This is a genomic window from Streptomyces vastus, assembly GCF_039532825.1.
Lineage (GTDB): Bacteria > Actinomycetota > Actinomycetes > Streptomycetales > Streptomycetaceae > Streptomyces > Streptomyces vastus.
In genome coordinates this window covers 73944-87216 of record NZ_BAAASJ010000019.1, presented here as the reverse complement: position 1 = coordinate 87216, position 13273 = coordinate 73944, and the positions used below count along the sequence as shown (strand labels likewise).

Below are 13273 nucleotides of genomic sequence, written 5' to 3'. Positions count from 1 at the left end.
CGCGTCAAGAGGTTGGGTGGCGGGCGGCGAAGGAGTCGCAGTTGAGGAAAGGGTCGCCTAGTCGCTCCCCGTCCCGACCCGGGTTTCCGCCTCGGAACGTGAGGTGAGGTCGCGCAGCTGCTCGGCCGGGACCTCGGACGGATAGAACTGGGCGTACCAGCGTCGCAGCGCCCTGATGCCCTTCTCGTGGGGCAGCAGGACCGGGCGCGGCTGGTGGATCTTGTGGTCCCAGATCCGGACCTCCTCGCGCACCTCGCCCAGGGCTTCCGCCCGGAAGACGAGCTTGAGGAGGGGGACCAGGAACGGGAGCCGCGCCGGCTTGCGGAGGTAGTACAGCATTCGCATCTCGCTCGTGCGGTCGTCGACGGGGGTGGTCAGGGCGACCGCGGTGACCGAGAGGACGGGGCCATGGGAGCGGACCACCATGACGCCGGGTCCGTACATGAACGCATCGAAGCTGTTGTGGATGTCCCAGCCGAGAACGCGCCGCACGATCCGGCCGCGGACCTCGGCGAAGGGCCCGTCCGGCCGCAGGTCCTGTACGGGTGGTTCGCTCTGGCCGTGGATGAAGTGGAAGTGGGACTCGTCCACGATGTTCTCGCGCATCTCCTGGACGTGGATACGCGCATGGCAGGTGTCGTCGATCGGCTTGGCGAAGTCCCTGTCCGCCGCCTCCGGGATCTCCGGCACCTCCCACGTCGGCTCGCCCGGTCCGGCGTAGACGAAGACGAGCCCGCTGTGCTCACGGACCGGGAAGCCGCCGATGGACACCTTCGGGGTCCGGACCGCGAACGGTGCCTCCACGCACCGGCCGTCCGCACCGAATCGCCAACCGTGGAACGGGCATTCCACAGTGCCGTCCACGACCTTCCCGCCCACGCCCAGATGCGCCCCGTAGTGCGGGCAGTGCGCGTCCCGTACGGCCGGCTGTCCGTCCGCACCGCGGAAGGCGATGAGGGCACGTCCGAAGTAGTGCAGGCTGACGACCCTGCCCAGGCGCAGCTCGGCGCTGCGGAGAACGGCGTACCACCCGTAGGGCACGGGCGGCATCGGGTACTCGTCGGCTCGCGGATCACGCGGCAGGACGGAAAGGCTGTCATGGCTACGACGAAAGAGCATGTGCTGAGGCTAACTTGCCCCGCCCGTCCGACTGATGGGCCATCAGGCAAGGGCGATCTCCATCCAGCCCCTTCCTGATCCCGTACGGGATCACTTCCAGCCGTAGGCGTACGCAGCGACCCACGTGACTTCGAGTTGGGCGCTGCTGCCCGGAGCCGCACCCGGACCCTGCAGGGCGCTCTCGTTCTGGAGCACCCAGGACAGGGGTCGGTTCGGTACGCCTCGGGTGTCGTGTCCCGTCTGCCGGCCGTCCACGAAGAACCGCACATGCCCCGGTGTCCACTCGGTCGAGACGGTGTGCCATTCGGTCCAGTCGTCGGCGCCCGGGAAGTAGCCCTGCTCGCCCCCGCCGCACGGATGGTGGAAGGCGGTGAGCTCGCCGGTCCACTCGCCTTCGGGGTGGTCCATTTCGCAGCCTCCGCCGTAGTGAAGCCAGGCTGACTTGTAGCCCGGAGCGAGCTTCGTCACCTTGATACGGGCGCTGTACTTGCCGTACTTCATCTGCATGACAGCACGCGGTACCACTGCCGCGGCATGCACGGGACCTCCGTCGGCGGGCCGCCACATCCGGATGCGCATCCTGCCGTCGCCGTTCTCCGCGGGACCTACGCTCACGGTGTCCTCCGGGTGGTAGACACCCACGACATCCCGGTTACGGTCGCGCGCGGTGTCGGGCCAACCGGTCGGATACGCCCACCAGTTGTCCCGGTACGTACCGCTCAGGCCGCCGCAGTACGCGGCCGAGGTGTCGACATGGTGATCGCAGTCGCTGAACGCGCCCAGCGGCACCCGGTCTCCGTTGAAGTCCTCCGCGAGGACCTGCCAGAACGGGCCGCAGTCGCCGCGCGGCAGTTCGGTGCCCGTGGTGCGGCAGGCCTCGGCAGGCGCGGGCGCCCCGTCGGCACGGGGGACGCCGAGGAGCACGGCCAGGAGCATGAGCCCGACGGGCACCAACAGGGTGCGCTTACGGCGGCTCGGCGCTGCGTGTGAACCCATCGGAAGGCTCCTCCGGCTCCTCGGCCCGCGGTCGGTGGGACGTGCTGCGCGAAGGAGCATCCTCGCGGTAGGGCAGGGGTAACGCCATCCCTCGAACGGGACCCGTACCGGACCGTCCGGCTCCGCTGCCGACCGCGTAGGAGGCATTTGGCCACGCCCGGTAGCCTGGCGGGGTGACAGGCTCGGAAGCATCCTCTACGTTCCGCCTCGCGTACGTTCCGGGGGTGACGCCCGCCAAGTGGGTGCGGATCTGGAGCGAGCGACTGCCCGACGTCCCGCTGACCCTCGTCGACGTGCCGGCTGCCGAGGCAACCGACGTGTTGCGGAGCGGTGGAGCCGACGTGGGCGTGGTGCGGCTTCCGGTCGACCGTACGGTGTTCAGCGCGATCCCCCTCTACACCGAGTCGACGGTGGTCGTGGTCCCGAAGGATCACCTGGTGACGGCGGCGGACGAGGTGACCGTCGCGGATCTCGCCGACGACATCGTGTTCCACCCGCTCGACGATGTCCTCGACTGGGAGCGGCTGCCGGGACGCCCCGCCATCGAGCGCCCCGCCACGACGGTGGACGCCATCGAACTCGTGGCGGCGGGCGTGGGTCTCCTCGTCGTCCCCCAGTCGCTGGCCCGTCTGCACCATCGCAAGGACCTCACGTACCGACCAGTGGTCGACGCCCCTCAGTCGGGCGTCGCGCTGGCGTGGCCCGAGGACGCGACCACCGACCTGGTCGAGGACTTCATCGGTATCGTCCGCGGCCGGACGGCCAACAGCACACGCGGGCGCACGCCGCCTCCGGCACAGCCGAAGTCCAAGCGCCGCGAAGCGGCGGACGCCCGCCGGAAGCCGACATCGACCGGCAGAAGCCCCCGAAGCGGCGCCGGCGGCGCGAAGGGCGGCAAGCGGGGGAAGCCTCGGCGTCGGTCGTAGCTGGTCGCGTAGTTCCCCAGCCCGCCCCTTCCCGAAACTGGGGCTGCGCCCCAGACCCCCGCAGGGGTGGGGAGTGACAGTCGTGTCGCGGCTGCGGGTGCGTCGTGGCTGGTCGCGCAGTTCCCCGCGCCCCTGAAAAGCAACAGCCTGCGACTCCCGGCGCCCCGAGCAACCCCGCGCCCCGGGAAAGCCCGTACCCCCAACCACCCACGCTCTCCCACCGGCGGGAGGGGACTTGGGCCGGTGCGTCGTATGCCCGTCGCGTAGCTTCTGTCTCAGGAGACCCGCACCCTGTACCAGCAAAGGGCCCCGTATGCCCACCCTGCGACGGGCTGACGCACCGGCCCACGGCCCCGACCCACCCACCTAAGGGGCGCGGGGCTGTGACATCAGCGGCTCCGCCGCGGGGCGCGAGCAACCACAACGCACCCGCACCCAAAAACGAACCACCCGCCCAACCGCCGGAGGCAACCCGCATGACCGCCCGTCCACCCGCCCAAGACGGCAAGGGCCCGGCTGCCGCGGCGGCTCGGCTCACCGGGCGCCCGGCGACCGGCGAGCGCCGGCTGTCCGGCGCGCTCGCCGAAGTCACCCTGAATGGCGGCCAGTTGGTGGTGGTCAAGCGCGCCGACGACCTGGGCGCGGTACGCGCCGAGGCGGCGGGACTGCGCTGGCTGGCGGACACCGGCACGGTTCGCATTCCGGCGGTGCACGGCCACGACGAGCGCTGGCTGGTGTCCGACCGCGTCCCGTCCGGGCGCCCGAGCGCCCAGGCCGCGGTCCGGTTCGGCCGAGACCTGGCCGCCCTGCACGCCACAGGCGCGCCCCACTTCGGGGCCGCACCACCCGGCGGCCTCGAGGACGCGTACATCGGGCTCGCTCCGATGCGCAACGTCCCCGGCACCGACTGGCCACGCTGGTACGCCGAGCACCGCGTGCTGCCGTATCTGCGCCGAGCGGTCGACGACGGCACGATGCATCGCACCGAGGCGACCGTCGTCGAGCGTGTCTGTGAGCGCCTGCCCGAACTGGCCGGCCCTGCCGAGCCGCCCGCCCGGCTGCACGGCGACCTGTGGAACGGCAACGTGCTGTGGGGCGCCGACGGACACGCCTGGCTGATCGACCCGGCCGCGCACGGCGGCCACCGGGAAACCGACCTGGCCATGCTCCACCTGTTCGGCTGCCCGCACCTGGACCGGGTACTGGACGGCTACCAGGAAGCGGCGCCGCTCGCCGACGGCTGGACGGACCGCGTAGGCCTGCACCAGCTCTTCCCCCTGCTCGTGCACGCCGTACTCTTCGGCCGCGGCTACGCCGAGCAGGCCCTCGCGGCGGCCCGGTCGGCACTGGCCGGGTGACCCGCTGACGGGACACCCCGCTCTCCGGGCGTGATCGACGCGGACCGCACGTCATGGTGAATCGGTGTCGCCGAACCGGTCAGAGGAACGCCCGAGCCGTTGTGTCGTACCGCGACGATCTCGGCGGCGATGGACAGGGCGGTCTCCTCCGGCGTACGGGCACCGAGGTCGAGGCCGATCGGGGAGCGTAAGCGGGCCAACTCCCGCTCGGTGACGCCGACTTCACGCAACCGCCGGTTACGGTCGTCGTGGGTGCGACGCGAGCCCATCGCACCGACGTATGCCACCGGTAGCCGTAGGGCAGCCTCCAGCAGTGGTACGTCGAACTTGGCGTCGTGGGTGAGCACGCACAGGACCGTGCGGCTGTCCGTCTCGGTGCGCCGGAGGTAGCGGTGCGGCCAGTCGACCACGATGTCGTCGGCCTCGGGGAACCGCACCCGTGTGGCGAAGATGGGACGGGCGTCGCACACGGTCACGTGGTAACCGAGGAACTTGCCCGCCCTCACAAGCGCCGCGGCGAAGTCGATGGCACCGAAGACAATCATGCGGGGCGGCGGCACGCGCGACTCGACGAACACCGTCAGGGCGGCCCCGCGGCGCGATCCTCCCCCAGACTCCGTCCGGGGGGACCCCCATCTCGCTGCGCTGGCGGAGATGTCGAACGTGCCCGTGCGGCCGTCGTTCAGCAGGGCGCGGGCCTCGTGCACCACTGTGCGGTCCAGCTCGGGATGCCCGCCGAGTTCGCCTTCGAACGATCCTGCCCCGGACTCCGTCCGGGGGGACCCCCATCTCGCTTCGCTCGGGCGGACGAGCAGCGCCCTGCCCAGCAGTTCGACGGGGCCCTGGACCACGCGCGCGAGAGCCACGGCCTCGCCCTGGGCGGCGGCCGAGAGCGCCGACGCGAACACCGTCCTGCCGGGCGCGTCCGCACCGACCGGAGTGACCAGGACCTCGATGACTCCGCCGCAGGTCAGTCCCACCGCGAAGGCATCCTCATCGCTGTAGCCGAACCGCTCGCGCACCACCTCGCCGTCCTGGAGCGCCTGGACACACAGGTCGTACACCGCCCCTTCCACACAGCCGCCGGAGACCGAACCAATGGCTGTGCCCTCGCTGTCGACGGCGAGGGCGGCACCCGGACTGCGCGGCGCGCTGCCGCCCACGGCCACGACGGTGGCGACGGCGAAGGCGCGGCCCTGCTCGATCCAGCCGTTCAGCTCGTCGGCGATGTCAAGCATCCCGCTCGGCCTCCGCTTCGGCTCCCGCCAGCAGGACCCGGTCGGGCCGGATGGGGAGGTGGCGGTGGCGTACGCCGGTCGCGTGCCAGACCGCGTTGGCGATCGCCGCCGCGGCGCCCACGATGCCGATCTCGCCGATGCCCTTGATCCCGACCGGGTCGTCCGGGTCCGGGTCGTCCACCCAGTCCGCCTCGACGAACGGGACGTCGGCGTGTGCGGCGACGTGGTAGCCCGCGAGGTCGGCGCCGTAGTGGCCGCCCGAGGCCCGGTCCCGGACCGCCTCCTCGTGCAGGGCCATGGAGATGCCCCAGATCATCCCGCCGACCAACTGGCCGCGCGCCGTCAGCGGGTTGACGATCCGGCCCGCCGCGAAGATGCCGAGCATGCGCCGTACACGCACCTCTCCGGTGTCGGGGTCCACGGCGACCTCGGCGAACTGCGCCCCGAAGGAGTGCCGTTCCTTCTGGGCCAGGGCGCCGATGGCCGCGGTGGTGTCCGACCGTACCGTGATGCCCTCAGGTGGGATGCCGGTGTTCAGGGCGAGACGCTCCCGCAGTTCGCCTGCCGCGGCCGTGACCGCCCACGCCCAGGAGCGGGTGCCCATCGAACCGCCGGCGATCCACGCCGGTCCGAAGTCGCTGTCGCCGATGCGGACCTGGACACGGTCCGGTGCCACCTCCAGCGCGTCGGCGGCGACCAGGGTGAGCGCGGTCCGGGCCCCGGTGCCGATGTCCGCCGCGTTGATCCGCACGGTGAACGTGCCGTCCGCCTCCGCTGTCATGGCCGCCGTGGACGGTCCGGCTCCGGCACCGAAGGAGGCCGCCGCCGTACCGGTGCCGAGCAGCCAACGCCCGTCCCGGCGCAGGCCCGGACGCGGGTCCCGGTCTGCCCAGCCGAACCTGCGGGCGCCCTCCCGGAAGCAGGCGAGCAGGTTGCGGCTGCTGAACGGCAGCCCGGACACGGGGCCCGTCTCGGGCTCGTTGCGTACGCGCAGCTCGATCGGGTCGATACCGCACTTCTCGGCGAGCTCGTCCAGCGCCGCCTCCACCGCGAACGACCCAGGCGCCTCGCCCGGCGCGCGCATCCACGTCGGGGTCGGCACGTCGAGCCGTACGACCCGGTTGGCCGTGTGGTGGGCGTCGGCGTCGTACATCACCCGTGCCACCCCTGCGCTCGGCTCGACGAACTCGTGCACGGTCGAGGTGAGGCTCAGGGAGCTGTGGTCCAGTGCGCGCAGGCGTCCGTCGGCACAGGCGCCGAGCCTGATCCGCTGCGTCGTGGGGCTGCGGTAGCCGGCGAGCGAGAACATCTGACGGCGGGTCATGACGACCCGGACCGGACGCCGCAGGCCTGTCGCGGCCATCACGGCGGCCACCTGGTGCGCGCGGAGGCCCTTGCTGCCGAAGCCGCCGCCGACGTGCTCGGATCGCACCCGTACCGAGGCCGGGTCGAGGGAGAACATGTTCGCGATCTCGCTCGCGACCCAGGCGGTGCCCTGGTTCGAGTCGACCACTTCCAGTCGGCCGCCGTCCCAGAGTGCCGTCGCCGCATGGGGCTCCATCGGATTGTGGTGCTCTTCCGGCGTGGTGTATTCCGCGTCGACGACGAGGGCGGACGCGGCGAGTTCCGCCTCCAGGTCCCCCTTCTCCGTCACCGCCGGCATGAAGCCGTCCACCTGGTATGCGTCCGGGTGTCCGGCCGAGAACGCGACGTCGTGCGGCTCTTCCTCGTAGTGCACCACGAGCGCTTCGGCGGCCTCCCTGGCCTGCTCGGACGTCTCGGCGACGACCAGCGCCACCGGCCAGCCCATGTGCGGCACCCGCTCGTGCTGGAACACGGCGGAGGTCGGGTCCGGGGCGCCCAGCATGCCGACGTAGTCGCTGTCGACCCGCGGGGCGTTCCCGTGGTGCAGGACGGTGAGGACACCCGGCATCCTGAGGACGGCAGCGGTCTCCACCGAGCGGATGCGGCCGCGGGCGACGGTCGACAACACCAGCCATCCGTGGGCCAGTTCGTCGAAGGGGATCTCGCCGGCGTAGCGGGCGGCTCCGGTGACCTTGTCGCGGCCCTCCACGCGGGTGTGCGCGGTCCCGACGGCACCCGTCACCGCAGTGGCCTGAGTCGTCGTGGTCATCGGGAGGCCTCCTCGGCGAGTTCGGTGAGCACGGCCACAACCAGGTTGCGCATCAGCGTCACCTTGTAGGCGTTGTGGGGCAGCGGCCTGGCGGCCGCCAGTTCGGCGTCCGCGGCGGCGGCGAAGGCGTCGGCCGTAGCCGGGCCTCCGGTCAAGGTCTGCTCTGCCGCCGTGGCCCGCCACGGCCGGGATGCGACCGCACCGAAGGCGAGGCGCACTTCGCGTACGACCCCGTCCTCGATGTCGAGAGCGGCGGCGAGCGAGCCGATCGCGAACGCGTAGGACGCGCGCTCGCGCACCTTCCGGTAGCGGGAGAGGGCGGCGACCGGGGCCGGCGGCAGGGTGATGCCGGTGATCAGCGCGCCGGGCGGCAGGGCGGTCTCCCGGTGCGGGGTGTCACCCACGGGCAGATAGAACTCGGCCAGCGGCAACTCGCCCGGCCCGTCCGCCGTTTCGTACGAGACGACGGGGTCGAAGGCGGTGAGCGCCACCGCCATGTCCGAGGGGTGGGTGGCCACGCAGTGTTCGGAGGCGCCGAGGATGGCGTGGTTGTGGTGCTCGCCCTCGATGGCGGGGCATCCGCTGCCGGGGACGCGCTTGTTGCACGGCTTGGTCACGTCGGTGAAGTAGCCGCAGCGGGTGCGCTGGAGCATATTGCCGCCGACGGTGGCCATGTTGCGCAGTTGCCCGGAGGCGCCGGCCAGCACGGCCTGCGTCAACGCCGGGTAGCGGCGCCGGACTTCGGGGTGGGCGGCGAGGTCGCTGTTGGTGACGGTGGCGCCGATGCGCAGACCGCCGTCTGTCGTCGACTCGATCCGGTCGAGCGGCAGTTCGCGTACGTCGACGAGCCGCGCGGGCCGTTCCACGCCGGCCTTCATCAAGTCGACGAGGTTGGTGCCGCCGCCCAGGAAGCGCGCGTCCGGATCGGCGTCGAGCAGCGCGACCGCGCCGGAGACGTCGAGGACACGCTGATAGCCGAACTCCCTCATGCGGCAGCCTCCCCGGCCTCGGCCGCGTGCACCTCTGCCGCCTGTGCGACTGCCTGCACGATGGACACGTACGCACCGCAGCGGCACAGATTGCCGCTCATCCGCTCCCGGATCTCCTCCGCGCTGAGCGGCGGGGGTCCCGCTTCGGGTCGTACGTCGTCGGTGACGGCGCTCGGCCAGCCCGCCGCGTGTTCCTCGATCACCCCGAGGGCCGAACAGATCTGACCTGGCGTGCAGTAGCCGCACTGGTAGCCGTCGAGATCGAGGAACGCCTGCTGTACAGGGTGCAGTTGATCGCCTTCGGCGACCCCTTCGATGGTGGTGATCTCACGCCCCTCGGCGGCCACTGCGAGCTGGAGACAGGAGACGGCACGGCGTCCGTCGATCAGTAACGTGCAGGCACCGCACTGACCTTGGTCGCAGCCTTTCTTGGTACCTGTCAGATCGAGATGCTCGCGCAATGCGTCGAGCAGGGTGGTGCGGTGGTCGACAGGCAGCGTGTACTTCTCGCCGTTGATGTTGAGGGTGATGGCACTGTATGTCGAGGGAGCTGGAGCCATGATCAGCCTTCTTTCGCGTGGGTGGTGCGCGTCGAAGCCGGACGGGACGATGCGGTCGACGATCGATTCCTGCCGTCCGCGCAGGAGTGTTCGCCGCTGAGGTGAACCTAAGCGGACGGCTGTCCGGTAATCATGAACCTAACGGTCAGCTGTCCGCTCAACAAGGCGGGCCCTGACGTGATTCCCGGAAGGAGCGCTCCGGGGCGCTGAGCGGACGGCTTCGAGGGGCAGTCCTCAGCCGGCCGCCTGGCTGCTGTCCCGGAGGTCGCCCCAGCCGTGCCAGCGGTCGATCTCTATCCAGGCGCTGACCCGGCCCCGGTCGCGTTGCGGGTACGGGCGCCCGCCGTAGTGCCGGGACAACCGGTCGATGTCGGCCAGTCCCTCGTCGTCGCGCAGCGCCACCACCCGGCCGATGAGCGTGAGGTGCGTGTACCAGTTGCCCTCGTCGAGCACCGTCAGCGTGATCCGGGAATCGTTGCGCATGTGGTCGAGCCGCTTGCGGCCCTCGTCCATGTTGACCAGCACCCGCCCGTCGTCTTCCCAGAGGTACCAGGTGGCCGTGGACACCGGCTGCCCGTCGGACCGCACCGTGGCGATGACAGCCGGATTGGGCTTCTTCAGCATGGCGACGGCGGCCTCGGGAAGCGGCGGCTTCGACATAAGTCCTCCTGCTGGTCGTGATCTTCGAGTACCTCATGGGGTGCACAGCCGCGTGGCGTTGATCCGCGGACTACGACTCCACGCTGCCACATTCAGGCCCGCACGTTGCCGGTTCGATCTCACCCGGATCCCCCCGCACGTTTGCCTCCCGCGCAGGGGGAACGCGTCACGGTGACGGAGCCAGGAGAGGAGCCGATCATGAGCAGCGCAACCGGACTGCGGGTCGTCGTCACCGGTGCCACCGGGAACGTGGGCACCAGCGTGATGCGTCTTCTGAGCGAGGATCCGCAGGTGGACTCCGTACTCGGTATCGCGCGCAGGCTGCCCGACGAGCCGCCGGTGCCGTCGGCCGAGTGGGCCGCGGTGGATCTGACGGCCGAGTCCGAGCTGACCAAGCACTTCGAGGGAGCCGACGCCGTCGTCCACCTGGCCTGGAAGCTCCAGCCCGCCCGGGACCCGGCGGTCACCTGGCGCACCAACGTGCTCGGCAGCGTGAAGGTGTTCCACGCGGCGGCCACGGCCAAGGTGCCGGCGCTGGTGTACGCCTCCTCGGTCGGCGCCTACTCGCCGGGCCCGAGGGAGCGTGCCGTGGACGAGTCCTGGCCGACGCACGGCTGGCCGGAAGCGGCGTACTGCCGTGAAAAGGCCTATGTGGAACGGGTGTTGGACACCTTCGAGTACGAGCGGCCGGAGACCCGCGTGGCCCGTATGCGGCCCGCCTTCCTCTTCAAGGAGGAGTCGGGAAGCCAGCAGCGCCGCCTGTTCGCCGGGCGCTTCAAGCCCGGCCCGCTGGCCCGGCCCGAACTCCTGCCCATACTCCCCGACGTCCGCGGTCTGCGCGTACAGGCGCTGCACACCGAGGACGCGGCGGAGGCGTACCGGCTCGCGGTGACGAGCGACGTCCGTGGCGCGTTCAACCTGGCGGCCGAACCGCCGCTGGACGCCGAGGTGTTGGGCGAGCTGTTCCACTCCCGGCCGGTGCGGATGCCTCGCAAGGCGGCGCGGTCCGCCCTTGCCGCGGCCTGGGGCCTGCACCTGGTGCCCGCTTCGCCGCAGCTGTTCGACGCGGTGCTGCGGCTGCCCCTCATGGACTGCACCCGGGCCCGCCACGAACTGGGCTGGCAGCCGCGGTACACCGCGATCGAGGCGGTCGAGGAAGTCCTGCAGGGCATGCGCGAGGGCGCCGGCGAGGAGACCGCTCCGCTGGCCGGCCAGAAGGTCGGCTGAGGAGCCCGCGCGCCGGCGGGTGAGTGACGCCAACCCGGGTACTCGGCGAGCGCCTCGATGACGTGCAGTCGACGGCCGAGGTAGCCGACGGGCAGCGGTGAAGGGAGCGCACGATGAGGGCCGTGACCTGGCAGGGAAAGCGCGAGGTACGGGTGGAGACCGTGCCCGCCCCGGAGATCGAGGAACCGACTGACGCGATCGTACGCATCACCTCCAGCGGGCTCTGCGGTTCCGATCTGCATCTGTACGAAGTACTTACCGCGTTCATGACACCTGGGGACATACTCGGGCACGAGCCCATCGGTGTCGTCGAGGAGGTGGGCTCCGAGGTGACGGGGCTGAAGCCCGGCGACCGGGTCGTCGTGCCGTTCCAGATCGCCTGCGGGCACTGCTGGATGTGCGGCGCCGGACTGCCGACGCAGTGTGAGACCACCCAGGTGCACGACTCGGGCATGGGTGCGGCGCTGTTCGGCTACACCAGGCTGTACGGCGGCGTGCCGGGCGCCCAGGCAGAGTATCTGCGGGTCCCGCAGGCGCAGTTCGGGCCGATCAAGGTACCGGACGGGCCGCCGGACGACCGCTTCGTCTACCTCTCGGACGTCCTGCCGACGGCTTGGCAGGCCGTGCAGTACGCCGACATCCCGCCCGGCGGCTCCGTCGCCGTCCTCGGCCTCGGACCGATCGGCGACATGTGCTGCCGGATCGCCCGGCTCCAGCGGGCCGAGGTCGTCATGGGCGTCGACCTGGTCTCGGAGCGACTGCGCCGGGCGCGCGAGCGGGGCGTGGAGACGTACGACCTGCGGCGGTACGAGGGACGTAAGGAACTCATCGAGGAGATCCGCGACCGGACCGACGGCCGTGGCCCCGACGCCGTGATCGACGCGGTGGGAACGGAGGCCCACGGCAGCCCCGTCGGACGGACCGCCCAGCAGATGTCCTCGATGCTGCCCCGGGCGTGGGCCGCCCGGCTCGCCGAACGGGCGGGCACCGACCGGCTGGCCGCGCTTCTCACCGCCATCGAGCTGGTGCGGCGCGGCGGCACGATCTCGCTGAGCGGTGTCTATGGCGGCATGGCCTCGCCGCTGCCGCTGATGACGATGTTCGACAAGCAGATCCAGCTGCGGATGGGCCAGGCGAACGTACGGCGCTGGGTGGATGACATCCTGCCGCTGCTCACCGACGAGGACCCCCTCGGAGTCGACGGTTTCGCCACCCACCGGCTCCCGCTGGAGGAGGCCCCGCACGCATACGAGATCTTCCAGCGCAAGCAAGAGGAAGCGGTGAAGATCCTCTTCCAGCCCTGAAGCACGGGCCGGCGTCGGGCACAGGCACATCAGGTCGGCGGATCAGGACGCCGGAGCCGAGCGTACGAGCCAGTCGTACGCGGCCCGTGCCGTGAACTCGCTCTGGCCGTCGCGCAACAGCAACCCGGCCGTGGCGAACGCCGGGTCGTCGGCCTGCGCGGCCAGGTACGGGATCGCGATGCAGCGCATCCCGGCCGCGTGCGCCGCCGCCGCGCCCGGAGCGGCGTCCTCGAGGACCACGCAGTCCGCCGGGGCCGCTCCCAGTCGGCGTGCCGCCTCCAGGAAGACGTCCGGAGCGGGCTTGCCCCGGGCGACCTCCTCGGCCGAGACGACGGTGCGCAGCGAGGCGCCCAGGCCCGTGCCCGCCAGGATCGCCTCGATGGCCTCCCGCGAGGAACCCGAGGCCACGGCCATGGGGACGCCCTCGGCGGCCAGCAGCTCCACGAACTTCCGCATTTCCGGGTAGACGTGCGTGGCGGTGCGGGCCAGCGCCAGATAGTGCCGGTTCTTCTCCGCGAGCAGCACGTCCCGCGGGGCCTCGAGGGCGTACCGCTCCTTCCAGTGAGCGACCGTCTCCGCGGTGCTGATGCCGACGTATTGCTCGAAATCCGTCCAGGTGAAGTCCGTGACGCCGTGCCCTGCGAGTGTCTGCCGTCCCGCCTCGTAGTAGTTGGGCTCGCTGTCCACGAGCGTGCCGTCGAGATCGAAGATGACCGCGGTTCCGCCGAGAGAGCTCATGGCCTCCAGGATGCCAAGGACCGG

At 71.2% G+C, this 13273-nt stretch carries 12 protein-coding genes; 4 read left to right on the top strand and 8 right to left on the bottom strand.

The genetic code is table 11. The features are described 5' to 3' along the window. Positions 1–57: 57 nt before the first annotated feature. Both ABD357_RS07795 and ABD357_RS07790 read right to left on the bottom strand, forming a co-directional pair. Positions 58–1119: a Rieske 2Fe-2S domain-containing protein gene (locus tag ABD357_RS07795; RefSeq protein ID WP_344388508.1), complete on the bottom strand. Its 1062-nt coding sequence runs from the start codon at positions 1117–1119 to the stop codon at positions 58–60. Positions 1120–1209: 90 nt separating this feature from the next. Further along, the gene (locus ABD357_RS07790; protein ID WP_344388507.1) at positions 1210–2115 is read right to left on the bottom strand and encodes a glycoside hydrolase family 16 protein; all 906 of its coding nucleotides are present in this window, start codon (positions 2113–2115) and stop codon (positions 1210–1212) included. Positions 2116–2288: 173 nt separating this feature from the next. Between ABD357_RS07790 and ABD357_RS07785 the strand changes: the two genes are divergently transcribed. Together ABD357_RS07785 and ABD357_RS07780 are read left to right on the top strand one after the other, a co-directional pair. Continuing rightward, positions 2289–3041: a LysR family substrate-binding domain-containing protein gene (locus ABD357_RS07785; RefSeq protein ID WP_344388506.1), complete on the top strand. Its 753-nt coding sequence runs from the start codon at positions 2289–2291 to the stop codon at positions 3039–3041. 476 nt (positions 3042–3517) lie between these two features. Continuing rightward, positions 3518–4399, top strand: coding sequence for a fructosamine kinase family protein (locus ABD357_RS07780; RefSeq protein WP_344388505.1), 882 nt, complete (start codon positions 3518–3520; stop codon positions 4397–4399). On the opposite strand, the gene ABD357_RS07775 is transcribed toward ABD357_RS07780, so the two are convergent. The 5 genes from ABD357_RS07775 to ABD357_RS07755 all read right to left on the bottom strand — a co-directional run bounded on the left by ABD357_RS07775 (position 4351) and on the right by ABD357_RS07755 (position 9980). After that, positions 4351–5637 carry an XdhC family protein gene (locus ABD357_RS07775; RefSeq protein ID WP_344388504.1) on the bottom strand — a complete coding sequence of 429 codons (1287 nt, stop codon included), beginning with the start codon at positions 5635–5637 and terminating at the stop codon, positions 4351–4353. The two genes, ABD357_RS07780 and ABD357_RS07775, sit on opposite strands and share 49 nt — an antisense overlap. After that, on the bottom strand, positions 5630–7771 hold the full coding sequence (locus ABD357_RS07770; RefSeq protein WP_344388503.1) for a xanthine dehydrogenase family protein molybdopterin-binding subunit: 2142 nt from the start codon (positions 7769–7771) through the stop codon (positions 5630–5632). Before ABD357_RS07770 ends, ABD357_RS07775 begins: the two co-directional genes overlap by 8 nt. Then, a complete protein-coding gene (locus tag ABD357_RS07765; RefSeq protein ID WP_344388502.1) occupies positions 7768–8760 on the bottom strand; it encodes an FAD binding domain-containing protein in 993 nt (330 codons plus the stop codon). The genes ABD357_RS07770 and ABD357_RS07765 overlap by 4 nt, the downstream gene beginning before the upstream one ends. Then, on the bottom strand, positions 8757–9320 hold the full coding sequence (locus ABD357_RS07760; protein WP_344388501.1) for a 2Fe-2S iron-sulfur cluster-binding protein: 564 nt from the start codon (positions 9318–9320) through the stop codon (positions 8757–8759). The genes ABD357_RS07765 and ABD357_RS07760 overlap by 4 nt, the downstream gene beginning before the upstream one ends. 234 nt (positions 9321–9554) lie before the next feature. After that, the gene (locus ABD357_RS07755; protein ID WP_344388499.1) at positions 9555–9980 is read right to left on the bottom strand and encodes a PPOX class F420-dependent oxidoreductase; all 426 of its coding nucleotides are present in this window, start codon (positions 9978–9980) and stop codon (positions 9555–9557) included. A 198-nt stretch (positions 9981–10178) separates the two neighbouring features. Between ABD357_RS07755 and ABD357_RS07750 the strand changes: the two genes are divergently transcribed. Both ABD357_RS07750 and ABD357_RS07745 read left to right on the top strand, forming a co-directional pair. Next, a complete protein-coding gene (locus ABD357_RS07750) occupies positions 10179–11207 on the top strand; it encodes an NAD-dependent epimerase/dehydratase family protein (RefSeq protein ID WP_344388498.1) in 1029 nt (342 codons plus the stop codon). A 113-nt stretch (positions 11208–11320) separates the two neighbouring features. Then, positions 11321–12511, top strand: coding sequence for a zinc-dependent alcohol dehydrogenase (locus ABD357_RS07745; RefSeq protein ID WP_344388497.1), 1191 nt, complete (start codon positions 11321–11323; stop codon positions 12509–12511). 42 nt (positions 12512–12553) lie between these two features. Here the strand turns inward: ABD357_RS07745 and ABD357_RS07740 are convergent, their stop codons facing one another. Beyond that, positions 12554–13249 (bottom strand): HAD family hydrolase, encoded by a 696-nt coding sequence (locus ABD357_RS07740; RefSeq protein WP_344388496.1) that lies wholly within the window; start codon positions 13247–13249, stop codon positions 12554–12556. Positions 13250–13273 lie beyond the last annotated feature (24 nt).

Coding starts and splice junctions, on each gene's coding strand:
- ABD357_RS07790 (WP_344388507.1), bottom strand. CDS start 2,115: ATGGGTTCACACGCAGCGCCGAGCCGCCGTAAGCGCACCCTGTTGGTG.
- ABD357_RS07750 (WP_344388498.1), top strand. CDS start 10,179: ATGAGCAGCGCAACCGGACTGCGGGTCGTCGTCACCGGTGCCACCGGG.
- ABD357_RS07775 (WP_344388504.1), bottom strand. CDS start 5,637: ATGCTTGACATCGCCGACGAGCTGAACGGCTGGATCGAGCAGGGCCGC.
- ABD357_RS07770 (WP_344388503.1), bottom strand. CDS start 7,771: ATGACCACGACGACTCAGGCCACTGCGGTGACGGGTGCCGTCGGGACC.
- ABD357_RS07795 (WP_344388508.1), bottom strand. CDS start 1,119: ATGCTCTTTCGTCGTAGCCATGACAGCCTTTCCGTCCTGCCGCGTGAT.
- ABD357_RS07755 (WP_344388499.1), bottom strand. CDS start 9,980: ATGTCGAAGCCGCCGCTTCCCGAGGCCGCCGTCGCCATGCTGAAGAAG.
- ABD357_RS07780 (WP_344388505.1), top strand. CDS start 3,518: ATGACCGCCCGTCCACCCGCCCAAGACGGCAAGGGCCCGGCTGCCGCG.
- ABD357_RS07745 (WP_344388497.1), top strand. CDS start 11,321: ATGAGGGCCGTGACCTGGCAGGGAAAGCGCGAGGTACGGGTGGAGACC.
- ABD357_RS07740 (WP_344388496.1), bottom strand. CDS start 13,249: ATGAGCTCTCTCGGCGGAACCGCGGTCATCTTCGATCTCGACGGCACG.
- ABD357_RS07760 (WP_344388501.1), bottom strand. CDS start 9,320: ATGGCTCCAGCTCCCTCGACATACAGTGCCATCACCCTCAACATCAAC.
- ABD357_RS07765 (WP_344388502.1), bottom strand. CDS start 8,760: ATGAGGGAGTTCGGCTATCAGCGTGTCCTCGACGTCTCCGGCGCGGTC.